General features: G+C 74.8%; 24 protein-coding genes. 16 read left to right on the top strand and 8 right to left on the bottom strand.

What is annotated here, in order from left to right:
* Positions 1-31 precede the first annotated feature (31 nt).
* Genes pstC through pstB form a run of 3 tightly spaced genes read left to right on the top strand, consistent with a single transcriptional unit; the run spans position 32 to position 2,894 of the window.
* Positions 32-973 (top strand): phosphate ABC transporter permease subunit PstC, encoded by a 942-nt coding sequence (gene pstC / locus EMA09_RS16870; RefSeq protein WP_129841850.1) that lies wholly within the window; start codon positions 32-34, stop codon positions 971-973.
* Positions 973-2,079, top strand: a complete 1,107-nt coding sequence (gene pstA / locus EMA09_RS16865) for a phosphate ABC transporter permease PstA (RefSeq protein ID WP_129841849.1) — start codon at positions 973-975, stop codon at positions 2,077-2,079. Before pstC ends, pstA begins: the two co-directional genes overlap by 1 nt.
* Before the next feature lie 35 nt (positions 2,080-2,114).
* Positions 2,115-2,894 carry a phosphate ABC transporter ATP-binding protein PstB gene (gene pstB, locus EMA09_RS16860; protein ID WP_129841848.1) on the top strand — a complete coding sequence of 260 codons (780 nt, stop codon included), beginning with the start codon at positions 2,115-2,117 and terminating at the stop codon, positions 2,892-2,894.
* A gap of 75 nt (positions 2,895-2,969) precedes the next feature.
* On the opposite strand, the gene EMA09_RS16855 is transcribed toward pstB, so the two are convergent.
* The gene (locus EMA09_RS16855; protein WP_129841847.1) at positions 2,970-3,824 is read right to left on the bottom strand and encodes a helix-turn-helix transcriptional regulator; all 855 of its coding nucleotides are present in this window, start codon (positions 3,822-3,824) and stop codon (positions 2,970-2,972) included.
* 206 nt (positions 3,825-4,030) lie between these two features.
* On the opposite strand from EMA09_RS16855, the gene EMA09_RS16850 reads away from it, so the two are divergent.
* The gene (locus EMA09_RS16850) at positions 4,031-6,451 is read left to right on the top strand and encodes a helicase-associated domain-containing protein (protein ID WP_129841846.1); all 2,421 of its coding nucleotides are present in this window, start codon (positions 4,031-4,033) and stop codon (positions 6,449-6,451) included.
* Here the strand turns inward: EMA09_RS16850 and EMA09_RS16845 are convergent.
* On the bottom strand, positions 6,441-6,896 hold the full coding sequence (locus tag EMA09_RS16845) for a PPOX class F420-dependent oxidoreductase (RefSeq protein ID WP_129841845.1): 456 nt from the start codon (positions 6,894-6,896) through the stop codon (positions 6,441-6,443). The two genes, EMA09_RS16850 and EMA09_RS16845, sit on opposite strands and share 11 nt — an antisense overlap.
* Positions 6,897-7,038: 142 nt before the next feature.
* On the opposite strand from EMA09_RS16845, the gene EMA09_RS16840 reads away from it, so the two are divergent.
* The 4 genes from EMA09_RS16840 (at position 7,039) to EMA09_RS16825 (ending at position 10,970) form a co-directional block, all read left to right on the top strand.
* Positions 7,039-7,650 carry a TetR/AcrR family transcriptional regulator gene (locus EMA09_RS16840; protein ID WP_240796435.1) on the top strand — a complete coding sequence of 204 codons (612 nt, stop codon included), beginning with the start codon at positions 7,039-7,041 and terminating at the stop codon, positions 7,648-7,650.
* A 25-nt stretch (positions 7,651-7,675) separates the two neighbouring features.
* Positions 7,676-8,281 carry a dihydrofolate reductase family protein gene (locus EMA09_RS16835; protein WP_129841844.1) on the top strand — a complete coding sequence of 202 codons (606 nt, stop codon included), beginning with the start codon at positions 7,676-7,678 and terminating at the stop codon, positions 8,279-8,281.
* 54 nt (positions 8,282-8,335) lie between these two features.
* Positions 8,336-9,220 (top strand): aminoglycoside phosphotransferase family protein, encoded by an 885-nt coding sequence (locus EMA09_RS16830; RefSeq protein WP_129841843.1) that lies wholly within the window; start codon positions 8,336-8,338, stop codon positions 9,218-9,220.
* A 70-nt stretch (positions 9,221-9,290) separates the two neighbouring features.
* Positions 9,291-10,970 (top strand): DNA repair helicase XPB, encoded by a 1,680-nt coding sequence (locus EMA09_RS16825; protein ID WP_129841842.1) that lies wholly within the window; start codon positions 9,291-9,293, stop codon positions 10,968-10,970.
* 14 nt (positions 10,971-10,984) lie between these two features.
* Here EMA09_RS16825 and EMA09_RS16820 read toward each other — a convergent pair whose 3' ends face one another.
* Complete coding sequence (locus EMA09_RS16820) at positions 10,985-11,185, bottom strand: hypothetical protein (protein ID WP_129841841.1); 201 nt, start codon at positions 11,183-11,185, stop codon at positions 10,985-10,987.
* 321 nt (positions 11,186-11,506) lie between these two features.
* Here EMA09_RS16820 and EMA09_RS16815 point away from each other — a divergent pair, with 321 nt between their 5' ends.
* A complete protein-coding gene (locus EMA09_RS16815) occupies positions 11,507-13,555 on the top strand; it encodes an AAA family ATPase (RefSeq protein WP_129841840.1) in 2,049 nt (682 codons plus the stop codon).
* Here the strand turns inward: EMA09_RS16815 and EMA09_RS16810 are convergent.
* Together EMA09_RS16810 and EMA09_RS28425 are read right to left on the bottom strand one after the other, a co-directional pair.
* On the bottom strand, positions 13,522-14,511 hold the full coding sequence (locus EMA09_RS16810) for a metal-dependent hydrolase (RefSeq protein WP_129841839.1): 990 nt from the start codon (positions 14,509-14,511) through the stop codon (positions 13,522-13,524). The two genes, EMA09_RS16815 and EMA09_RS16810, sit on opposite strands and share 34 nt — an antisense overlap.
* Complete coding sequence (locus EMA09_RS28425; RefSeq protein ID WP_168220747.1) at positions 14,508-14,675, bottom strand: hypothetical protein; 168 nt, start codon at positions 14,673-14,675, stop codon at positions 14,508-14,510. The genes EMA09_RS16810 and EMA09_RS28425 overlap by 4 nt, the downstream gene beginning before the upstream one ends.
* Before the next feature lie 173 nt (positions 14,676-14,848).
* Between EMA09_RS28425 and EMA09_RS16805 the strand changes: the two genes are divergently transcribed.
* Genes EMA09_RS16805 through EMA09_RS16790 form a run of 4 tightly spaced genes read left to right on the top strand, consistent with a single transcriptional unit; the run spans position 14,849 to position 17,313 of the window.
* Complete coding sequence (locus tag EMA09_RS16805; RefSeq protein ID WP_129841838.1) at positions 14,849-15,196, top strand: helix-turn-helix transcriptional regulator; 348 nt, start codon at positions 14,849-14,851, stop codon at positions 15,194-15,196.
* Positions 15,193-15,882, top strand: coding sequence for a permease prefix domain 1-containing protein (locus tag EMA09_RS16800; RefSeq protein WP_129841837.1), 690 nt, complete (start codon positions 15,193-15,195; stop codon positions 15,880-15,882). The genes EMA09_RS16805 and EMA09_RS16800 overlap by 4 nt, the downstream gene beginning before the upstream one ends.
* A gap of 11 nt (positions 15,883-15,893) precedes the next feature.
* Positions 15,894-16,625: a YoaK family protein gene (locus EMA09_RS16795; RefSeq protein WP_129841836.1), complete on the top strand. Its 732-nt coding sequence runs from the start codon at positions 15,894-15,896 to the stop codon at positions 16,623-16,625.
* A 37-nt stretch (positions 16,626-16,662) separates the two neighbouring features.
* On the top strand, positions 16,663-17,313 hold the full coding sequence (locus EMA09_RS16790) for a metal-dependent phosphohydrolase (protein WP_129841835.1): 651 nt from the start codon (positions 16,663-16,665) through the stop codon (positions 17,311-17,313).
* Here the strand turns inward: EMA09_RS16790 and EMA09_RS16785 are convergent.
* The 3 genes from EMA09_RS16785 to EMA09_RS28650 form a co-directional block, all read right to left on the bottom strand.
* Positions 17,276-18,505 carry a Cmx/CmrA family chloramphenicol efflux MFS transporter gene (locus tag EMA09_RS16785; protein ID WP_240796677.1) on the bottom strand — a complete coding sequence of 410 codons (1,230 nt, stop codon included), beginning with the start codon at positions 18,503-18,505 and terminating at the stop codon, positions 17,276-17,278. The two genes, EMA09_RS16790 and EMA09_RS16785, sit on opposite strands and share 38 nt — an antisense overlap.
* Positions 18,506-18,732: 227 nt before the next feature.
* Entirely contained in the window at positions 18,733-19,023 is a 291-nt protein-coding gene (locus tag EMA09_RS16780) for a DUF4031 domain-containing protein (RefSeq protein ID WP_129841834.1), read from the bottom strand.
* Positions 19,024-19,030: 7 nt separating this feature from the next.
* Positions 19,031-19,393, bottom strand: a complete 363-nt coding sequence (locus tag EMA09_RS28650) for a hypothetical protein (RefSeq protein ID WP_129841833.1) — start codon at positions 19,391-19,393, stop codon at positions 19,031-19,033.
* Between the two features lie 143 nt (positions 19,394-19,536).
* Here EMA09_RS28650 and EMA09_RS16770 point away from each other — a divergent pair, with 143 nt between their 5' ends.
* From EMA09_RS16770 to EMA09_RS16760, 3 genes are all read left to right on the top strand, one after another.
* The gene (locus tag EMA09_RS16770; RefSeq protein WP_129841832.1) at positions 19,537-20,481 is read left to right on the top strand and encodes a MurR/RpiR family transcriptional regulator; all 945 of its coding nucleotides are present in this window, start codon (positions 19,537-19,539) and stop codon (positions 20,479-20,481) included.
* Positions 20,482-20,551: 70 nt separating this feature from the next.
* Positions 20,552-21,463: an N-acetylmuramic acid 6-phosphate etherase gene (murQ, locus tag EMA09_RS16765; RefSeq protein ID WP_129841831.1), complete on the top strand. Its 912-nt coding sequence runs from the start codon at positions 20,552-20,554 to the stop codon at positions 21,461-21,463.
* Entirely contained in the window at positions 21,456-22,436 is a 981-nt protein-coding gene (locus tag EMA09_RS16760) for an aminoglycoside phosphotransferase family protein (protein WP_129841830.1), read from the top strand. The genes murQ and EMA09_RS16760 overlap by 8 nt, the downstream gene beginning before the upstream one ends.
* The last annotated feature ends 68 nt before the right edge of the window (positions 22,437-22,504 follow it).

Raw genomic sequence — 22,504 nt, 5'->3', positions numbered from 1 at the left:
ACAACGGCACGGCACGAGAAGGGACAAGAGAGTGCCCCCCACCACCGAGAAGACACGTCGCGCGCCGCAGCGCCCGGGGGACCGTGTCTTCGCCGGCGCTTCCACCGGGGCGGGCGTACTGATCCTCGTCATCCTGGCGGGGGTCGCTGCCTTCCTGGTCAGCGAGGCATGGCCGGCTCTGTGGGCGTCACCGGACGAGATACCCGGGGACGACGACAGCCTCGTGCTGTACGTCTGGCCCCTGCTGTTCGGCACCCTGCTTTCCGCGATCCTGGCGCTGGCCGTCGCCACGCCGCTGGCGGTGGCGATCGCCCTGTTCATCACGCATTACGCGCCGCGGCGGCTCGCCGTGGCACTCGGCTACCTGATCGACCTGCTCGCCGCGGTGCCGAGCATCATCTTCGGTCTGTGGGGCGTCGCCGTCCTCGCGCCGCGCACCGTCGACCCGTCCCAGTGGCTGGCCGACAACCTGGGCTTCATCCCGCTGTTCGAGGGTCCCGCCTCGGCGACGGGCCGGACGATGCTGGTCGCCGTCATCGTCCTCGCGGTGATGATCCTGCCGATCATCACCGCCGTGGTGCGGGAGGCGTTCCTGCAGACGCCGCGGCTGCACGAGGAGGCGTCGCTCGCCCTGGGGGCCACCCGGTGGGAGATGATCCGGATGGCGGTCCTGCCGTTCGGCCGCTCGGCGATCATCGGCGGCGCGATGCTCGGCCTCGGGCGTGCGCTCGGCGAGACCATGGCGATCGCGATCGTCCTGTCGGTCTCCGGCGGCGTGACGTTCAACCTGATCAGCAGCGGCAACCCGTCGTCCATCGCGGCCAACATCGCGCTGCGCTTCCCGGAGTCGTCCGGCATCGACGTGAACGTCCTCATCGCCTCCGGCCTCGTCCTCTTCGCCGTCACGCTCTTCGTCAACATGGGCGCCCGTGCGGTGATCAACCGGCGCCGCGACTTCTCGGGAGCCAACTGATGTCCTCCACGATCCCCGAGCAGGACGCCCCGGGGCGTGAGCGCGACGGCGGCCCCGCGGACGCCGCCGTACTGCCCGCCGTGCCGCTGACGCACGGCAGCCTCCCCCGCCTCGCGCCGCGTCTCACGGTGGCGGGGGCCGTCGTCGTGGCCGTCGCGCTGTGGGCGGTGGGGCTGAACACGGCGTGGGCCGCGATCATCGGCGCGGTCGGGTACACGGCGGTGATCTACGGCCTGTCGGCGTCCGTCGAGGGCCGCAGGCGCGCGTTCGACCGGTTCGTGACGGCGGTCGTCACCTCGGCGTTCCTGCTGGCGCTGCTGCCGCTGGTGTCGGTGGTGTGGACGGTGCTCGACCGGGGCCTCGCGCGGTTCGACAGCGAGTTCTTCACGTACTCGATGCGCGGCGTCGTCGGCGAGGGCGGCGGTGTGCACCACGCCATCTTCGGCACGCTGATCATCACCGGGCTCGGAACGCTCATCTCCGTGCCGATCGGCATGCTGACCGCGATCTACCTGATCGAGTACGGCCGCGGACGGCTGGCGCGGTGGATCACGTTCTTCGTGGACGTGATGACGGGCATCCCGTCGATCGTCGCCGGCCTCTTCGCGTACGCGCTCTTCGAGCTGTTCTACGGCCCCGGCATCCGCATGGGCATCAGCGGCGCGGTCGCGCTGAGCGTGCTGATGACGCCGATCGTCGTGCGGTCCACCGAGGAGATGCTGAAGCTCGTGCCGAACGAGCTGCGGGAGGCCGCGTACGCGCTGGCCGTGCCGAAGTGGCGGACGATCCTCAAGGTCGTGCTGCCCACCGCCCTCGCGGGCATCGCGACCGGCGTGACGCTGGCCATCGCCCGCGTCATCGGCGAGACGGCGCCCCTGCTGATCACGGTCGGCATCACGGCGAGCGACAACTTCAACCCCTTCGACGGCAACATGGCCACGCTCTCCGTCTTCTCGTACAGCCAGTACGCCTCGCCGGGATTCGAGCCCCAGGCCGCCCTGGACCGAGCCTGGTCCGCCGCGCTGCTGCTGATCATCATCGTCATGGTGCTGAACCTCGCGGCCCGGCTGATCTCCCGGCTGTTCGCCCCGAAGACGCGCGGCTGACGGCCGGCGGCTCACCAGAGAGAAAGCGATAGACAGTGGCCAAGCGCATCGAGGTCAAGGGTCTCGACATCTACTACGACAAGTTCCTGGCCGTCCAGGGCGTGTCGATGACGATCGAGCCGAAGTCGGTCACGGCCCTGATCGGCCCGTCCGGCTGCGGCAAGTCCACGTTCCTGCGCACCCTCAACCGCATGCACGAACTGGTGCCGAACGCGCGGGTCGAGGGCAAGGTCCTCATGGACAACGAGGACCTGTACGGCGCGAACGTCGACCCGGTGAACGTCCGCCGGCACATCGGCATGGTCTTCCAGCGGCCGAACCCGTTCCCCACCATGTCGATCTACGACAACGTGGCGGCCGGCGTGAAGCTCAACAGCAAGCGCATGAAGCGCTCCGAGCTGGACGCGCTGGTGGAGCGTTCCCTGCGGTCGGCGAACCTGTGGGACGAGGTCAAGGACCGCCTGAACCGCCCCGGTTCCGGGCTCTCCGGCGGCCAGCAGCAGCGCCTGTGCATCGCGCGGGCCATCGCGGTGGCGCCCGACGTGCTGCTGATGGACGAGCCGTGCTCCGCGCTCGACCCGATCTCCACCCAGGCCATCGAGGACCTGATGCTGGAGCTGAAGGAGCAGTACACGATCGTCATCGTCACGCACAACATGCAGCAGGCGGCGCGCGTCAGCGACATGACCGGCTTCTTCAACCTGCAGGCGGTCGGCGAGCCGGGCGGCCTCGTCGAGATCGACGAGACGACCAAGATCTTCTCCACGCCGAGCAACCAGGCGACCGAGGACTACATCTCGGGCCGCTTCGGGTGACGGGCGGGCGGACCGTCCGGCCCGTACGCCCCCCGCGCGCCCCCGGCACACCCGTCGTGCCGGGGGCGCGCGCCGTCACAGCTCGCGGGCGATGTGGTGGATCAGCTGGCGGGACTCCTCCGGGCCCAGCGAGAACTTCTCGCAGCGCCCGAAGAAGACCCGGTACCGCTCAAGGACGCCCTCCGCGTCGAGGAAGAACCCGCCCGTCGGCACGTCCACCTGCACCGTGTCGAGCTGGGGCACGACACCGAAGGCGTAGAGCACCGGCTGGATCGCCTCGAAGTAGTCCTCGTTGGTGAAGGGGACGACGCGCAGGGTGATGTTGGGCCGCTCCGAGTCGATCATGAGCTGTTCGAGCTGCCGGCGCGCGACCCGGCGGCCGCCGATGCGCATCCGCAGGGCCGCCTCGTGGAGGTAGACCCGGTACGGCGGGGGGTGGTCGCCCTCAAGGACCGTTTTGCGCCGCATGCGGTGCTGCGTGCGCAGCTCGATCTCCTCCTCCGGCAGGTCGACGAGGCCGCCACCGAAGATCGCGCGCGCGTAGCCCTCGGTCTGGAGCAGGCCGGGCACGGACACGGTGTGGAAGATCTGCATGGACACGGCGTGGTGTTCCAACTCGCAGGTGTCCATCCACAAGGGGGCAAGGATGCCACGGTACTCGTCCCACCAGAACTGGCCCCGGTGTTCCCGCGCGATGGCGCACAGCGCGTCGAGCAGGGGGCCGTCGGCGCACTCGTAGAACGTGGCGAGCCGGCGGATGCGCTCCTCGCTGACGCCGATGCGGCCGGATTCTATGTGGCTGATCTTGCCCTGGTCGGTCCCGAGCATGCCCGCGGCCTCGCGGGCGGTCCGCCCGGCCCGCTCGCGCAGTCGGCGCAGTTCGGTGCCCAGGCGGATCTGGCGTGCGGTGGGATTCTCCCTCGGCGGCATCGTGGCGTCCGGCCCTTCCCTCGGCGTGCCCCCGAGTCTGCCGTCACCTCACCCTCCGGGTCCACTCGACTGCGCAGGCGATTGACGCCGCCATTCGGGGGAGGGACAACAATGTTCCGTCTTTCGATGCCTCTTTACCCGAAGTTGTCGCGGAGTGTCACGTGCGGCCGGTGCCACCGGCCGGCCGGCCGGGTAGCGTGGGTGGGATGACCGTTCCGCACGCTGGTTCGCCCCGTACTCTCGCCGACGAGCTGCGCGCCCGCTCCGATGCGGAGCTCGCCGGACTGCTGCGGACCCGCGCCGACCTGCTGTCACCGCTGCCCGGCGACCTCTCCCAGCTCGCCACGCGCGCCGGCACCCGCGCGTCCGTCCTGCGCGCCCTGGAGCGGCTCGACACCTTCACCCTCCAGACCGCCGAGTCCCTCGCCGTCGCCCCCCAGCCCTGCACCACGCGCGCACTGGCCGACCTCATGCCCGGCGCCGGCGACCGGCTCCCCGCCGCCCTGGCCACCCTCCGCGACCACGCCCTGCTGTGGGGCCGCGACGACGCCCTGCGGCTCGTCCGCACGGCCCAGGAACTCCTCGCCCCCTCCCCCGCGCGCCCCGGCTCGACCGGCCTCGGCCCCACCCTCGCCGAGACGGCCGCCGGGATCTCGCCCCGCCGCATCCAGGAGCTGCTCACCGGCGCGGGACTGCCCGCCACCCACGACCCGGTCAGCGCCCTCGCCGCCCTCACCGGCCTGTTCAGCGACGACTCCCGCCTGGCCGCGCTGCTGGAGACCGCGCCCCCCGCGTCCCGCGCCGTCCTCGAACGCCTCACCTGGGGACCGCCCTACGGCGAGGTGTCGGCCCGCCCGGCACCCCACCTGCGCTGGCTGCTCGACCGCGGCCTGCTCATGCCGACGGCGCCCGGCACGGTCGTCCTGCCCCGCGAGGTCGCCCTGCGGCTGCGCGGCGGGCGCGCGCACCGCGACCTGTCCCCCGAACCGCCCGAGCTCATCCCCCTGGCCGGGCCGGGCGAGGCGGGCGCGGACGCGGCGGCGGCCGGCGCCGCGTACACGGCGGTCACCGTCGTCGAGGAACTGCTGGCCGACTGGGAGCGGGAGGCGCCCGCCGTGCTGCGCGCCGGCGGTCTCGGCGTCCGCGACCTCAAGCGGGCCGCCGTCGCGCTCGACCTGCCCGAGCCCGAGGCCGCCTTCTGGATCGAACTCGCCCACGCCGCCGGGCTGCTGGCCTCCGACGGGGAGGCCGACGAGCGGTACGCCCCCACGCCCGCGTACGACGCCTGGCTCGCCGGTCCGCCCGAGGCACGCTGGACCCGCCTGGTCACCGCGTGGCTCGCCGCGACCCGTGTGCCCGCCCTGGTCGGCGGCCGGGACGCGAAGGGCCGCGCCCTCACCGTCCTCGGGCCCGGGCTCGACCGGGGACCCGCGCCCGCCCTGCGGCGCCGCGTGCTCACCCTCCTCGCCACCGCGGGACCCGGTGTCGCGCCCGCGCCGGAGTCCGTCGCCGCCCGTATCGCGTGGGAACTCCCCCGCCGCTGCCCCGCCGACACCCGCGCCCTGCTCACGGACGCCGCCCTCGCGGAGGCCGAGCGGCTCGGCGTGACCGGCCGGGGCGCGCTCGCCGGTTTCGCACGCCCCCTCCTGGCGGCGGCGCACGGCACGGACACGGCCGGCGCGGCCGCCGACGCCGCCCGGCTCCTCGCGCCGCTGCTGCCGCGCCCCGTGGACCACGTGCTCCTCCAGGCCGACCTGACGGCCGTCGCGCCGGGGCCGCTGCTGCGGGACCTGCGGCAGGCCATGGCGGTCGTCGCCGACGTGGAGTCCACGGGCGGGGCGACGGTGTACCGGTTCACGCCCGGCTCGGTGCGCCGCGCGCTCGACGAGGGCTGGACGGCGCAGCAGGTGCACGCGTTCCTCGCCGAACGGTCCCGCACGCCCGTCCCGCAGCCCCTCACCTACCTCGTGGACGACACGGCAAGGCGGCACGGGCAGATGCGGGTGGGCGCCGCGGCCTCCTACGTGTGCTGCGAGGACGAGGCGCTGGTCGCGCAACTGCTCGCGGACCGCCGGACGGAGGCGCTGCGGCTGCGGTTGATCGCGCCGACGGTCCTGGTCTCCCCCGTGGCCCCCGACCACCTGCTGCTGCGGCTGCGGGAGGCCGGCTTCGCGCCGGCGGCGGAGGACGCGGCGGGCACCGTCGTCACCCTCACCGGCGAGCCGCGCCGCACACCGCCCCGCGCCGCCCCCGAACCGGCCCCCGACACCCCGCCCCGAGCGGACGACGCGCTGCTCGCCGCGGCGGTGCGGGCGATCAGGGCGGGGGACCACGCCTCGGGCGCCGGACCCGCCCCGCAGGGCGGCCGCCGTCCCGCGGCCGCCGAGGCGGTCGGCGCGCCGCCGCGCACCCCGGCCGAGGAGACGCTGCGCATCCTGCGGTCGGCCGCGGCGGGCGGGGCGCTCGTACGGATCGGCTACGTGGGGGCGGACGGCATCGCGGCGCAGCGGGTGCTGTCGCCGGTGCGGGTGGAGGGCGGCTTCGTGACGGCCTTCGACCACACGGCGGACGAGGTGCGCACCTACCCGCTGCACCGCATCACGGGCACGGTCGAGGTCACTGACTGACCGACGGCCCGTGCGAGGTCCGGCTCATGGGCTGGTCGCTGTCCCGGAGGGTGCCCCAGCCGTGCCAGCGGTCCACGGTGATGAGCGCGCTGACCCGGGCACGGTCGCGGGTCGGGTACGGGTTGCCGCTGTAGTGGCGCGACAGGCGGTCGATGTCGGCGAGGCCGGTGTCGTCGCGCAGTTCCGTGACGCGCCCGATGATGCTGACGTGCGTGTACCAGTCGTCACCGGCGAGGACGGTGAGGGTGACGCGCGGGTCGTTCCGCAGGTGGGCGAGGCGCCGGCGGCCCTCGTCCATGTTGACGAGGACGCGGCCGTCGTCCTCCCACAGGTACCAGGTGGCGGTGGAGACGGGCGCCCCGTCGGAGCGGACGGTGGCGATCACGCACGGGTTCGGCCGGCGGAGCAGGGCGACGGCCTCGGCGGGCAGGGGCGGCTTGGACACGGGACCTCCACGGGTTCGAACGGGACGGTACGGCCCTCAGCGTAGGTTCCACCACCCCCACGGCATCCCGGGACACGGAGCGGCGTCCCGGGAAGCGCCACCTCTCTGACCACTTCAATTGACGTACTTCAACTGAAGTGGTTTGATCGTCGCACGTCGAACGAGGAGGCGCGAGATCCGCAAGAACCCGGCCCGTCGGGCGGCCCTGCTGGACGCCGCCATCGAGGTCCTGGCCCGCGAAGGAGCGCGCGGACTCACCCAGCGAGCCGTCGACGCGGAGGCCGCGGTGCCCACCGGTACGACGTCCAACTACTTCCGCGACCGCGACGACCTGCTGATCCAGGCCGGCGTCCGCGTCTACGAGCGGCTCGACCCCGGTGAGGACGCTCTCGCCGAGGCGCTGAGCCGGGCACGTGACAGCGCGTCCTACAGCACGTTGCTGCGGGAGACCCTCCACCGGGTCACGGCCTTCCCCACAGGTCACCTGGCGATGCTGGAACTGCGCCTTGAGGCCATCAGACGGCCCGCGCTCCGCGCGCTGCTCACCGAACGGGTCCGCGCCGACATCGACGGCAGCGTCGCCCGGCACCGGGCCGCCGGCCTGCCGGGCGGGGCGACCGACGTCCAGTTGCTGTACCTCGCCATGAACTGGCTGGTGGTCGAGCGGCTCACCCTGCCCGGCGTCCTCACGGAGGCCGAGTGCGAGGCGCTGATCACACGCGTCGCCGCCATGCTCCCCGACACCCCCGCATGACCCGACCGATCGACGGAGAACCGTTTTGCGCAAGCTCGTCCACTTCATCGCGTCCACGCTCGACGGCTTCATCGCCGGCCCCGACGGCTCCGACCCGACCGGCCCCGGCGGCTTCTGGACCCCGTCCGAGGCGTACGTGCGGCACCTCGCCGAGGAGTACCCCGAGACGCTGCCGGGGCCGGCGAGGGCGGCGCTCGGCGTCACCGCAGTCGGCACGCACTTCGACACCGTCGTCGAGGGGCGCGGGAGTTACGCCGTCGGCCTCGCGGCCGGCGTGACCGACGCCTACCCCCACCTGCGGCACATCGTCTTCTCCCGGACCCTGACCGAGAGCCCCGACCCGCACGTCGAGATCGTCGCCGACGACCCGGCGGCGACCGTGCAGGACCTCAAGCGCGGTGCCGGCAAGGACATCTGGCTCGTCGGCGGCGGCGCACTGGCGGGTGCCCTGTACGGCGAGATCGACCGCCTGATCGTGAAGCTCAGCCCGCTCACGATCGGCACCGGCATACCGCTGTTCGGCCGGTCGGCGGCCTCCGGACCCACCGCCTGGGACCTCACCGGCCACACGGTCATCGACGGCGGGGCGATCTTCCTGACCTACGACCGGCAGCCGGGCACGCCGGGCTGAGCGGCCGGCCCGCCGCCGGATGACGGCCGGCGGTGGCGCCCGTACGCTGCCCGGGTGATCAGTGTTCCGGCCGCCCTGGCCGATTCCCATGCCCGGTACAACGGTGACGCGGGCCGCCGCTGGGTCGCGGAGCTTCCCGCGCTCGCCGAGCGCATGCTCGACCACTGGGGGCTCCGCCCGGCAGGCCCCGCCCGGCACGGGGCCGTCGCCCTCGTCCTGCCGGCCGTCACCCGGGACGGCACACCCGCCGTCCTCAAGCTCCAGCCCGTGGACGAGGAGAGCGAGGGCGAACCGGCCGCCCTCACGGCCTGGGGCGGTGACGGTGCCGTCCGGCTCCTCGCCCACGATCCGGCGACCGGCTCGATGCTGCTGGAACGGCTCTCCCACCGCTCCCTCGACAGCGTCGGCGACGAGCGCGAGGCCGTCACGCTCCTCACCACGCTGCTGGCCCGCCTCACCCGCGCCGACCCGCCGCCCGGCCTGCGGCACCTGCGGGACATCACCCACGGCATGCTCGACCGCCTGCCCGGCGCGCTGCGCCACGCGGACCCCGCGCACCACCGGCTGCTGGAGGACTGCGCCGCCGCGGTGCGCGAGGTGGCGGACGAGCCGGGCGACCGGCTCCTGCACTGGGACCTGCACTACGAGAACGTCCTCGCCCCGCTGCCCGGCGCCGACCGCGAACCATGGCTCGCGATCGACCCGAAACCGCTGGTCGGCGACCCGTGCTTCGAACTGCTGCCCGCGCTGAACAACCGCTTCGACCCGGCCCTCGTCCGGCCCCGCTTCGACCTGATGACCGGGATCCTCGGCGCCGACCGGGACCGCGCCCGTGCGTGGACCCTCGGCCGCGTCCTGCAGAACGCCCTGTGGTCCGTCGAGGGCGGCGAGGGCGGCCCCTCCCCCGTCCAGGTGGCGATCTGGGAAGCGCTCCGCTGACCGGCGGCGGGTGCGACACTGGAGGCTTGTCCGCCGCAGACCCCGTGCCCCAGTTCCGAAGGAGACGCGTGTGACCGGGCCGCTCATCGTCCAGAGCGACAAAACCCTGCTCCTTGAAGTCGACCACGAGCGTGCCGAGGAGTGCCGGCGCGCCATCGCCCCGTTCGCCGAGCTGGAGCGGTCGCCCGAGCACATCCACACCTACCGCCTCACGCCCCTCGGCCTGTGGAACGCCCGCGCCGCCGGGCACGACGCCGAGCAGGTCGTGGACGCGCTCGTCACGTATTCGCGCTATCCCGTGCCGCAGGCGCTCCTCGTCGACATCGCCGAGACGATGGCCAGGTACGGGCGGCTCACCCTCGTCAAGCACCCGGCGCACGGCCTCGTCCTGCAGACGACGGACCGACCCGTCCTGGAGGAGGTGCTGCGCAGCAAGCGGGTGCAGCCGCTGGTCGGGGCGCGGGTGGACGCGGACACGGTGGCCGTCCACCCGTCCGAGCGCGGGCAGATCAAGCAGGCGCTGCTGCGGCTCGGCTGGCCGGCGGAGGACCTGGCCGGCTATGTGGACGGCGAGGCGCACCCGATCGCGCTCGATGAGGACGGCTGGGCGCTGCGGCCCTACCAGCGGCAGGCCGTGGACGGCTTCTGGCACGGCGGCTCGGGCGTCGTGGTCCTGCCGTGCGGCGCGGGGAAGACACTGGTCGGCGCCGGGGCCATGGCGCGGGCCGGGTCGACGACGCTGATCCTCGTCACCAACACGGTGTCGGCCCGCCAGTGGAAGTCCGAGCTGGTGCGGCGCACCTCCCTCACCGAGGACGAGATCGGCGAGTACAGCGGCACCCGCAAGGAGATCAGGCCGGTCACCATCGCGACGTACCAGGTCCTCACGACGAAGCGGAAGGGTGTCTACCCGCACCTGGAGCTGTTCGACTCCCGCGACTGGGGGCTGATCGTCTACGACGAGGTGCACCTGCTGCCGGCGCCCGTGTTCAAGTTCACGGCGGACCTGCAGGCGCGGCGGCGGCTCGGGCTCACCGCGACGCTGGTGCGCGAGGACGGCCGGGAGTCGGACGTGTTCTCGCTCATCGGGCCGAAGCGGTTCGACGCGCCGTGGAAGGAGATCGAGGCGCAGGGGTACATCGCGCCGGCCGACTGCGTCGAGGTCCGCGTGGACCTGACCGAGTCGGAGCGGCTGGCGTACGCCATGGCCGAGCCGGAGGAGCGGTACCGCTTCTGCTCCACGACGGACGCGAAGCGGCGTGTCACCGAGGCCCTGGTGCGGCAGCACGCGGGGGAGCCGACGCTCGTCATCGGGCAGTACATCGACCAGCTCGACGACCTGGGCGAGCGGCTCGGTGTGCCCGTGATCAAGGGCGAGACGACCAACACGCAGCGCGAGCGGCTGTTCGACGCGTTCCGGGCGGGCGAGCTGTCCGTCCTGGTGGTCTCCAAGGTGGCGAACTTCTCCATCGACCTGCCCGAGGCGACCGTCGCGATCCAGGTGTCCGGCACGTTCGGGTCGCGGCAGGAGGAGGCCCAGCGGCTGGGCCGGGTGCTGCGGCCGAAGGCGGACGGGCACGAGGCGCGGTTCTACTCGGTGGTGGCGCGGGACACGATCGACCAGGAGTTCGCGGCGCACCGGCAGCGGTTCCTCGCGGAGCAGGGCTACGCCTACCGCATCGTGGACGCGGCCGACGTGCCGACGGTGTCCGGCGAGGAGCGGGCCGGCGAGGAGCGCGACGGCCTCTGACCGGCGCGTCCGGCTCAGGGCCGACGGTGCACGAGGGCGGGTCCCGGGGCGTCCACACGGCCGAGGACCACGATCTCGACGGCGGTGCCCGCGAGGACGCGCAGCGCGTGCAGCGCGCCGGTCACCGGGCCGCGGGGCTTCCGGGCGCCGTGCGCGGAGGCGGTGGAGGGGCGGGAGACGGGAGCGCCCAGGGGGGCGGCGGCAGCAGTGCTCATGTGCTCCAGCGTGCCGTCCGGGCGGGTGCCGGGGCATCGGCCGAAGGTCTGCTTCGCCCCCGGGGTTCCTCCGCCGCGGGGACGGCCGTCCCCTAGGGAGCCGGGGGTCGGGACCCCGACGCCTCCTCCGGGGGCGGCCCCCGGTCCGGTGGGCGGGGGGAATGGATTTGCGCGGCGCCGCGGGCCGGTCCTAAGCTCCCGTGCCTTGCCTCCTCCGGGCGGTCGCCCCGCCGGTAGGAGCCGGCCGGACGGAAACCGGCCGGCACGTCCGCACCGCGGACACCACGGATCCGCCCGCCCGCAGCCGCCGGAGGCACCGCCATGCCCGTTCCCCCCTCGTCGTCCCCGTCCGCCGCGTCGCCCCTGGAGGCGGAGCGGGCGCACCTCGCCGCCTCCCGGGCGGCCCTGCGCGCCATGCGGACCGAGACGGAGGCCCTCAACATCGCCGACGTCACGGCGAACTGGGTCAACGCCGAAGTCCTCGCCGCGGAGATCGAGGCGCGCATCGCCTCCCTGGCCGACCTGGCGGGCACCCCGCTCTTCTTCGGCCGCCTCGACTTCGAGCACGCCATCGACGAGGACGGCGAGCACGGCCGCCGCTTCTACATCGGCCGCCGCCACGTCCACGACGGGGACGGCGACCCGATGGTGATCGACTGGCGCGCGCCGGTGTCGCAGGCGTTCTACCGGGCGACGAAGGCCGACCCGCAGGACGTGGCGCTGCGCCGCCGCTTCGGCTACGACGGCGGCGACCTGACGGCGTACGAGGACGAGCACCTGACCGACCCCGCCGAGGGCGAACGGGCGAGCGCCCTGCTCCAGCGGGAGATCGAGCGGCCCCGCGTCGGCCCGATGCGCGACATCGTGGCGACGATCCAGCCCGAGCAGGACGAGCTGGTCCGCGCGCCGCTCAGCGGCACGGTCTGCGTGCAGGGCGCCCCCGGCACCGGGAAGACGGCGGTCGGCCTGCACCGTGTCGCCTACCTGCTGTACGCGCACAGGGAGCGGCTGGCCCGCGCCGGCACGCTCGTGATCGGGCCGAACAGTTCGTTCCTCCGGTACATCGAGCAGGTCCTGCCGACGCTGGGCGAGCTGGAGGTGCGGCAGACCACGGTGCAGGACCTCGTCGGCCGCGTCGAGGTGCGCGGCACGGACACGGCGGAGGCGGCGGCGGTCAAGGGCGACGCGCGGATGGCGGCGGTGCTGAGGCGGGCCGTGTGGTCGGGCGTGCGGATGCCGGACGAGGGCGTCGTCGTGGTGCGGGGCTCGCGGCGGTGGCGCGTCGCCGCGGAGCGGGTGGCGGAGCTGGTGCGCGAGCTGATGGAGCGTGACATCCGCTACGGCGCGGCCCGCGAGGCGCTGCCGCAGCGGATCGCGCACCTGGTCCTCGTGCAGATGGAGCAGGCGGGCGAGGCCCCGGACGACCGCGTGCAGAACGCGGTGGCCCGCACGCCGGCCGTGAAGGCGGCGGTGAAGGCGGCGCTGCCCCCGGTCGATCCGGCGAAGCTGGTGCTGCGGCTGCTGACCGACGCGGCGTTCCTCGCGGAGCAGGCAGACGGTGTCCTCGACGCGGACGAGCGGCGCGCCCTGCTGTGGGACCGGGCGCCGCGGAGCGTGAAGTCGGCCCCCTGGTCGGCGGCGGACGCGGTGCTCGTGGACGAGGCGCACGACCTGGTGGAGCGCACGCCGTCCCTCGGCCATGTGGTGCTGGACGAGGCGCAGGACCTGTCGCCGATGCAGTACCGGGCGGTGGGGCGGCGGTGCAGCACGGGGTCGGCCACGATCCTCGGCGACATCGCGCAGGGCACCACGCCGTGGGCGACGGACAGTTGGGCGGCGGCGCTCACGCACCTCGGGAAGCCCGACGGCCGGGTCGAGGAGCTGACGCAGGGATTCCGCGTGCCGCGCTCGGTGATCGCGTACGCGTCGCGGCTGCTGCCGTCGATCGCGCCGGACCTGTCGGAGGCGACCTCGGTCCGTGACGCGGCCGGCGCGTTCGGGATCAGGCAGGTGGCGGGCGTCGGGGACGTGGTGGCGGCGTGCCGGGAGTTCCTGGAGCGGGAGGGCTCCGTCGGCCTGATCGCCGCGGACACCCGGGCGCCGGCGCTGGAGCAGGCGCTGAAGGAGGCCGGGCTGCCCTGCCTCACGCCGGGCGAGGAGACGACGTCGGGCGCGCGGCTGACGCTCGTCCCCGCGTCGCTCGCGAAGGGTCTGGAGTACGACTGGGTGGTGCTGGACGAGCCGGCGGCCGTGGTGGCCGGCGAGCCGGACCGCCGCACGGGCCTGCGGCGCCTGTACGTCTGCCTGACGCGCGCCGTTTCCGGCCTGACGGTCACTCATGCCGAACCCCTCCCCGAGGAACTGGACTGATCCGCGACGGGGACCGGCGAACCGGACGTCTCCGTCGATCCCCGACTCTCCCACCCACCACTGACAATCGCGTCCTGACGCCCCATCACGGGCGTTCCGCCCGTCTCCGCCGGTCCCGCCGCACGCCACAGCCGCCGCACGAGAAGCACCCACAGCAGCCACAGCGTGACGGCGAGACCGGTGGCGCCGACCGCCGTGTGGGCGAGCAGCGTGGTGGGCGCGACCGGATCGAGCGTCACCTTGTCCACCCAGTACGGGCCGCCCCAGGACCAGTCCATCGGCGCCCCCTCGACCAGCCGCGCCCACAGCGTCCATGCCACGATGCGGCACGCACCGTAGACGAAGTACGCCCTGTAGCAGGCGAGGAGCACCCGGTCGGACAGGTGCAGCCGGCGCCGCAGCCATCCCCACGCGGGGTCGGACGGCACCACCTCGGTGAAGAAGTACCGTGCCCGCAGCACGCGGAAGCCGAGCAGCGCGAGCGCGAGCCAGAACAGGTCCCAGGCGAGACCGAGGCTGCCGTAGTAGGCGGCGGCGTCCCCGTACCGTCCGGCCTGGGCCGCGTACGCCCACATGCCGGCGCTGTAGTGCTGGGTGGTGAAGGGGAAGAACACCATCGTGCCGACGCTGTCGAACACGTCGGTGAGTACATGCGCGGTCGTCCCGGCGAAGAGGCCGAGCGCCCACGTTCGGCTGCGGAACAGCCACAGCACGAGCACCCCGAGGACGACGCCGAACATCAGCGAGTGCGTCGGTCCGGCGCCCGGCCAGCCCCGGTGGTAGTCCCACGGCCGGTCCGGCGCGATGACGAGGCTGCCGAGGCGTATGCCGTACACCGGCAGCTTGGTCAGCATGTCCGGCGCCAGCGAGCCGGTGAGGATCGCGAGGAACGAGACGGGCGCCTTGATGTGCTTGTGCAGGAGGTAGCTCTCCAGCTCGTGCGCCGCCCAGCTCATCGGGACCGCCGCCCGGCCGCCGCGACGCACACGACGGTGACCGCCGGGCCGACGAGCCAGTTGAGGACGGCCGAGGTCAGGAACACGCCGCCGCCGATGAGGACGAGGACGGCGGCCGCGTACCCGGCCGCCTCGGCCGCGCTCGTGCGCGGGGTCGCTTCCATGGGGTCTTCCGTTCTGCCGCTGTCGGACGTGCCGGTGCCGAACGGTAGGAGCGCGAGCGTGTACCGGGCGTCCCGCGCGCCGGTGATCACGCCCCGTCCGCCGGCGGGAGGACGGGGACGACGGGGTGGACGGGGCGACCTCCGCCCACCCTGGACGTGTAGGCTGCCCACTCATGAAGGCGGACGCGGTACGGGGGCACCTCGACGGCGTGCTGCTGGCGGTCCTGGAGGACGGCCCGCTGCACGGGTACGCGATCATCACGGCCGTCCAGCGGCGGAGCGGCGGCGCGCTGGAGCTGCGCACCGGCACGGTCTACCCGGCCCTGGCGCGGCTCGAGCGTCTCGGTCTCCTGCGCAGCCACTGGCAGACGTCGGCCGGCGAGCGCCGCCGCCGCGCCTACGAGCTGACCGGCGCGGGACGGCAGGCCCTGGCCGGGGAGCGGGCGGCGTGGCGGGAGTTCACGTCCGCCATCGGCGCCGTCCTGACCCCCGGCGCACCCGGTCCCGGGCTGCCCGCGTGACCCCGCGGGACGCCGTGGACGAGGCCGGCGAGGCGGCCGACCGGTACGCCGCCGCGCTCGACGCCGCCCTCCTCGGCCCGCCGCGCGCCAAGGCCCGCCTCGTCGGCGAGATCAGGGACGGCCTCGCGGACACGGTGGCCGGTCACCTGCGCCGGGGCCTGCCGCGCGGGCACGCCACCCGCGCCGCGCTGCACGAGTTCGGCGCCCCCGCCGACCTCGTCCCCGACTGCCAGCGGGAGCTGACCGCCGCCCAGATCCGCCGCACGGCCGTGTCCGCGGCGGCCGTCCTGCCCGTGCTCGTCCTGTGCGCGCTGCTGGCCGCCCGGACCCCGGGGGGCGGCGCGCACCGTCCGCTCTCCGTCGTCCTCCTGACCGTGACCGCGGCCGTGGTCGCGGCGCTCGCGGCGGCCACCCTGGCCGTCGTCACCGGCCCGGTCGCACGCCGTGTGCGCACCCCGCGCGGGCTCCCGCTCGCCGTCGCGTGGACGGGGACCGCAGCCGCCGTCACCCTGGGGATCACGTCCCTGCTGCTCGCCGCCGGCGCGGTCGTGGCCGGCGACTGGCCCCGCGCGGCGGCGGCCGGCGCGCTCACCGCCGCGTCGCACGCCGTCCTCGCGTCGTCCGCCCGTGCCTGCCGCCGCTGCGCCCGCCTCGCCTCGCGCCCCGTCCCGGCGGACAGCGCCTAAGCTCACTGCCCGTGAGCGCCGCCCCCGCACCGCCCGCCGCCCCACTGCCCGCCGCGTACCCCGGCGCGCTGCTCGTGCTGACGGCCGCCGCCGGCATGGTGGACGCCGTCAGCTACCTCGCGCTCGACCGCGTGTTCACCGGCAACATGACGGGGAACGTCCTGCTCCTCGGCTTCGCCCTGGCCGGCGCCGACGGGCTCCCGGTACTGCATCCGCTGGTGGCGTTCGCCGCCTTCGCCGCCGGGGCCGCGCTGACGGGCCGGCTGGTGCGCCGCACGGGCGGCGTACCCCGGCTGCCGCGCGTCGCCCTGTTCGTGCTGGCCGGCGAGCTGTGCCTCGCCGTCCTCCTCGCGGCGCTGTGGCCCGGCGCAGGACCCGGCGAGCCGGCCGCCACGGTCCTGACGGCCGTGCTCGCGCTGATGATGGGCGCGCAGACGGCCGCCGTGCGCCCCCTCGGCCTCACCGACCTCAGCACCGTCGTCATCACCTCGACCCTCGTCTCCCTGGTGACGGGCGCGGGTCCCGGCGACCGGGCCACCGTGCTGCGACGCGCCGGCGCCCTCGCGGCCATGACCGGCGGCGCACTGCTCGGTGCCCTGGCCACCACCCGCGCCGATCCCCGCGCGGCGCTCGCGCTCACCGCCGTGCTCATCACCGGCGCCCTGCTGCTCCTCCTCCGCGCACGCGCCGCCGACCGCGCGCGGGGTCGTGCTCCCGGCGCGCTGCCCGGGACACGCCACTGACCCGCCGGCCGGCCCGCCCCGCGCGAGAATGGTCGGCATGGCCGCCACCCCTCCCCCGGACTCCCCGCCCTCCGACCAGGAGGCGGCGCTGCTCCGCCGCTTCACCGCCCTCCCCGGGAACGCAGGACCCGCCGGCGAACGCCTCGGCCGCGAGCTCCTCGCCCGCTGGGCCGAACCCCACCGCCGCTACCACACGACCGCCCACCTGGCCGCCGTCCTCGGTCGCCTCGACGAGCTGGCCGGTCACCCCACCGATCCGATCGCCGTGGAGCTGGCCGCCTGGTTCCACGACGCGATCTACGACCCGTACTCGCCGGACAACGAGGAGATGAGCGCCCGCCTCGCCGAGGACCTCCTCGGTGCCGGGCGCCGCGCCGCCGAGGTCGCGCGGCTCGTACGCCTCACCGCCGGGCACGACCCGGACCCGGACGACCGCAACGGCGCCGCGCTCTGCGACGCCGACCTCGCCGTCCTGGCGGGCTCACCGGAGCAGTACGCGGCGTACGCGGCGGCCGTGCGCCAGGAGTACGCGTACGTGGACGACGACGCGTTCCGCGAGGGCCGCGCCGACGTGCTGCGCCGCCTCCTCGCGCTGCCCTCGCTGTTCCACACGCCCTACGCCGGTGAGCACTGGGAGCCGGCGGCACGCTTCAATCTGCGGGGTGAGCTGCAGCTTCTGACCGCCTGACCGGCCGCCCGGCCTCGTCCGCGACCGCCGCGCCGCGACCGTCGCCGGACGTCCGCGCCTGGAGCCACGCCCCGGTGAACGCCATCAGGAGCAACAGGGCGCCGAGCCACGCCGTCCACGTGTAGCCGAGTCCCGCGTCGATGACGACACCGCCGGCCCACGGGCCGAGCGTGTTGCCGGTGTTGAACGCGGAGGTGGTCGTGGCGCCGGCCAGCGTGGGCGCGGCCGCCCCGGCCACGTTCAGGATGCGGGTGTTCAGGCCAGGCGCGCACAGGAACGTGGCGATCCCGAGCAGCCCGGACAGCACGGCCACCGCGACGGCCGATTCGGCGGTGACGGCGACGGCCACCAGCACGGCGGCGGACGCGAGCAGCCCGGTGTACAGGGTGCCGAACATGTGCGCGTCCGCCAGCCGCCCACCGAGCAGCGTCCCGGTGAACGCGCCCACGCCGTACAGCACGAGCACGAGCGGCACCCAGTCCTCGTCGAGCCCGGAGACGTCGGTCAGCAGCGGGGCGAGGTAGGAGAAGAAGCAGAACGTGCCGGCCGCCATCAGCGCCGTGGTGCCGATCGCGAGCCACACCCGCAGGTCGCGGTAGACGCGGACCTCGTCCCGGAGCGACGTGCGTTCGCCCTCGGGCGCGGCCGGGGTCGCCGGCACGAACAGCAGGACGCCCACCAGCCCGATGACGGCCAGGGCGCCGACGGTCCAGAACGCGGCGCGCCAGCCCAGCGTCTGCCCGAGGGCCGCGCCGCCGGGGACGCCGGTGACGTTGGCGACGCTGAGGCCGCCGATGACGACGGCCATGGCCCGCGCGCGGGCCTCCTCGGGGACCAGCGAGACGACGACGGCCGCGCCGACCGCCCAGAAGCCGGCGCACGCGAGCGCGCTGACGACACGGCAGGCGAACAGCAGGGCGTAGCCGGGCGCGAGGGCGCCGACGACATGGCCGAGCGCGAAGACGGCGAGCAGTCCGGCGAGCGTCAGCCGCTTCGGCAGCCGCCGGGTGGCGACGGCGAGCAGCGGCGCGCCGACGACCATGCCGATGGCGAACGCCGAGATCAGCAGCCCGGCGGTCGGTATGGAGACGTCGAGGTCGCCGGCGACCTCGGGCAGCAGGCCGGACAGCATGAACTCGCTCGTGCCGAGCGCGAAGACGGCGGCACCGAGCACATGGACGGCGAACGGCAGCCGGCCGCGCGCCGCGGGTGCGGCGGACGGCGGCGCTGACGGCGTGGGGGCGTTGCGTGCGGAGGTGTCGGACACGGGGGACGGAACACCGCGTCGCCGCTCCCGCATTCCCAGCCGGGATGACATTCACATGAACGCCTGGCGGTGTCCGCCCCGGACACGCCGCCCATCGCTCCGCGCGCCCGCCGGTGAGCCGGGTGTCGCGGTCCCGGACCAGCGCTGACGTGCTACGGCCCGCTCCCCCTGCCACCCGGCCGGGTGCCGCTCTTGCGGCGGCGCAGGCCCGCCGCGTACAGGCGTTCGACCAGTTCGCGGGAGCGGACCGGGACGGCGCCGAGGCGCAGCGCGTCGGCGTACCGCTCGGCCGGGACGTCGTAGTGGTCCCGCTCGAACGCGCGGGGCGGCGAGCCGAGCCGCGCCGCGAACGCGTGCAGCTCGTCGTACGACACGTCGCTCACCAGGTGGGACCACAGCCGCCCGTGGCCCGGCCAGGCGGGCGGGTCGATGTAGACGGTCATCCGGCGCTCACCGCCGGGCCGAGGCGAGCGAGCCGACCGGCGCGGCGGCGCGCCCGGTGCGGCCGCAGACCCAGTGGGGGTCCTCGCCCAGCTCGGGCTCGACGTCCAGCGGGTGCGGCTCGTCGGCGCAGTACGGGCAGCGGGGCCACGGGCCGTGGGTCTCCAGCAGGGCGTCCTGCATGTCCTGGGCCAGCAGCCCGGGCACGAACACCGCGCCGCGCGGCCACTCGCCGGCCCACCACCGGCGGTGCGACACCGCCTCCTCCAGCCGGGAGACCTCGTCGGGTCCCGCCAGCCCGTCCGCCGCCAGATCGGCCAGCACCAGGGCGCGGCCGCGCTGGACGGCCTCTTCCGTTGTCGGCTCGTCCATGCCGACCATTGCACCAGAGAACGGCGGGGAACCCGCTCCGGGTACGGCCCGGACGTCCCGTCCACCGGCACGACGGCACCACTCCTTCGGGGCCTTGACGGCCCATCGGCATCGAAAATATGTTTCAACATGTGAGGAATGCGATGAAGGAAAATTTCGCCCGCCGGGCCGGCCGCCCGCGGCCCGTCCCCGTCGCGCCCCGCCCCGCGCCGCCCGAACCGGGCGCGCTCGCCGCCAAGGTCCGCACCATGGCCCCGTCCATGACCCGCTCCATGCAGCGCGTCGCCGAGACGGTCGCCGGCGACCCCGCGGGCTGCGCCGCCCTCACCGTGACCGGCCTCGCCGAGCGCACCGGCACCAGCGAGGCCACCGTCGTCCGCACGGCCCGCCTCCTCGGCTACCCGGGCTACCGCGACCTGCGCCTCGCCCTCGCCGGCCTCGCCGCGCAGCAGGCGTCCGGCGCCGCCCCCGCCGTCACGGCCGACATCTCCGTCGACGACCCGCTCGGCGACGTCGTCGCCAAGCTCGCGCAGGACGAGCGCCAGACCCTCACCGACACCGCGGGCGCCCTGGACGTGGCCCAGCTCGAAGCGGCCGTCGGCGCCCTGGCCGCCGCCCGCCGCGTCGACGTGTACGGCGCCGGCGCGTCCTCGCTCGTCGCCCAGGACCTCGCGCAGAAGCTCCTGCGCATCGGGCTCGTGGCCCACGCCCACGCCGACCCGCACCTCGCCGTCACGGGCGCGGTGCAGCTCCGCACCGGGGACGTGGCCGTCGCCGTCACCCATTCCGGGAGCACGGTCGACGTCATCGAGCCGCTCCAGGTCGCGTTCGACCGCGGGGCGACGACCGTGGCGATCACCGGGCGGCCCGACTCCGTCGTCACCCAGTACGCCGACCACGTCCTGACCACGTCCACGGCCAGGGAGAGCGAGCTGCGGCCGGCCGCCATGTCGAGCCGGACGAGCCAGCTCCTCGTCGTCGACTGCCTGTTCATCGGCGTCGCGCAGCGCACCTACGAGTCGGCCGCGCCCGCCCTGCACGCGAGCTACGAGGCCCTGGCCCACCGGCACGCCCCCCGCGAACGCTGACCGGGCCGCCCTGCCCGGTCACGTCCCCCCACACCACCCGCACCATCGCCCAGGAGAGAGCCGCTCCTTCATGTCCACCGACTTCGAGACGCTGACCACCGAGGCGTACCGTCCGGAACTGGCCGACATCGACCGGCAGCCCACCCTCGACATCGTCCGCCTGATGCACGCCGAGGACGCCCGCGTCCCGGCCGCCGTGGCCGGTCAGCTCCCCCGGATCGCCGACGCCATCGACGCCGTCGCCGACCGCATGGCGCGCGGCGGCCGCCTGCTCTACCTGGGCGCCGGCACGGCCGGCCGGCTCGGTGTGCTCGACGCCAGCGAGTGCCCGCCCACGTTCAACACCGCGCCCGGCGAGGTCGTCGGCCTCATCGCCGGCGGCCCGGCCGCGATGGTGGCGGCGGTCGAGGGCGCCGAGGACAGCGCCGAGCTGGCCGCCGCCGACCTGGACGCCGTCGGCCTGACGGCTGACGACGCGGTCGTCGGCGTGTCCGCGTCCGGCCGCACCCCGTACGCGGTCGGCGCCGTCACGCACGCCCGGGCCCGCGGCGCCCTCACGATCGGCCTGGCGTGCAACGCGGGCTCCCCGCTGGCCGCGGCGGCCGAGCACGGCATCGAGGTCGTCACCGGCCCCGAGCTGATCGCGGGCTCCACCCGGCTGAAGGCCGGCACCGCCCAGAAGCTCGTCCTCAACATGATCTCGACCGTCAGCATGATCCGCCTCGGCAAGACCTACGGGAACCTGATGGTCGACGTGCGCGCGTCCAACGAGAAGCTGCGTGCCCGCTCCCGCCGCATCGTCCAGCTCGCCACCGGCGCCCCGCCCGAGGAGGTCGAGCAGGCCCTCGGCGCCACCGACGGCGAGGTCAAGAACGCCATCCTCACCATCCTGGGCGACGTGGACGCCGGCACGGCCGACCGGCTCCTCACCCAGGCGCACGGCCACCTGCGGGCCGCGCTCAAGGCGGCCGCCCATGCCTGAGCCGACGCACGTCCCGCCGCCCGTCCTGGCCGCGGCGGGCATCGACCCGGAGTCCGTGGCCGCGTACGAGCCGCTCGGCGGCGGCACGTACAACACGGTCCACCGCATACGCCTGGCCGACGGCACCCGCCTCGTCCTGAAGCGACCGCCCGCGCCCCACCGGCCGCGCATGACGTACGAGGACGGGCTCATCGCGGCCGAGGCCGTCTTCTTCCGCGAGGCGGCGGCGCACGGCGCGGCGACCGTGCCGCGCGTCGTGTCGGCCGACGACGACCACCTGCTGATGACGGAGCTGCCCGGCGCGCCGTGGTTCCGGCCGGACGACGCGCCGGCGCCCGTACCGGCCGCGCTCCGCCCGCGTCTGCGGTACGAGCTGGGCGCAGCCGTGGCCCGGCTGCACGCCGTCACCGGCAGCCGCTGGGGCTACCCGGGCGGTGCCGTTCCCGCGGCGGCGGACTGGACGGGGACGTTCGGCGGCATGCTGGCGGCGCTGCTGGCCGACGCGGACCGCTACGACGCGCCGCTCCCCGTGGCCACCGACCGGGTGCGGGAGCTGGCGGCGGCGGCCTCGCCGGCGCTCGCGGAGGTCACGGTGCCGGCGCTCGTCCACTTCGACCTGTGGGAGGGCAACATCCTGCTGGACGGGGAGGGGCTGAGCGGTCTCATCGACGGTGAGCGGATGTTCTGGGGCGATCCGCTGGCCGAGTTCGCGTCCCTCACGCTGCTGTCCGCGCCCGAGCCCGACGACGCCCTCATCGCGGGGTACGCGTCCGAGGGCGGCCGCACGGACTTCGACGCCCCGGCGCGCGCCCGGATGGCGTTCTACCGCGCCTACCTCTACCTGATCATGCTGGTCGAGAGCGTCCCCCGCGCGTACCCGCCCGAGCGGACGGCGTACACCGTGGAGCGGGTGACGCCCCATCTGACGGCCGCTCTCGACGTGCTGGCCGACTTCGCCGGCACCGGCTCCTGAGCCCGCCGGCAACGCCGGGAGCCCGGCCCCGGGCGGTCCGATGACCGCCGGGGCCGGGCTCCCGGGAT

Source organism: Streptomyces sp. RFCAC02, from assembly GCF_004193175.1.
Lineage (GTDB): Bacteria > Actinomycetota > Actinomycetes > Streptomycetales > Streptomycetaceae > Streptomyces.
The sequence above is the reverse complement of the archived record's forward strand: the minus strand, read 5'-3'. Positions and strand labels throughout refer to the sequence as shown.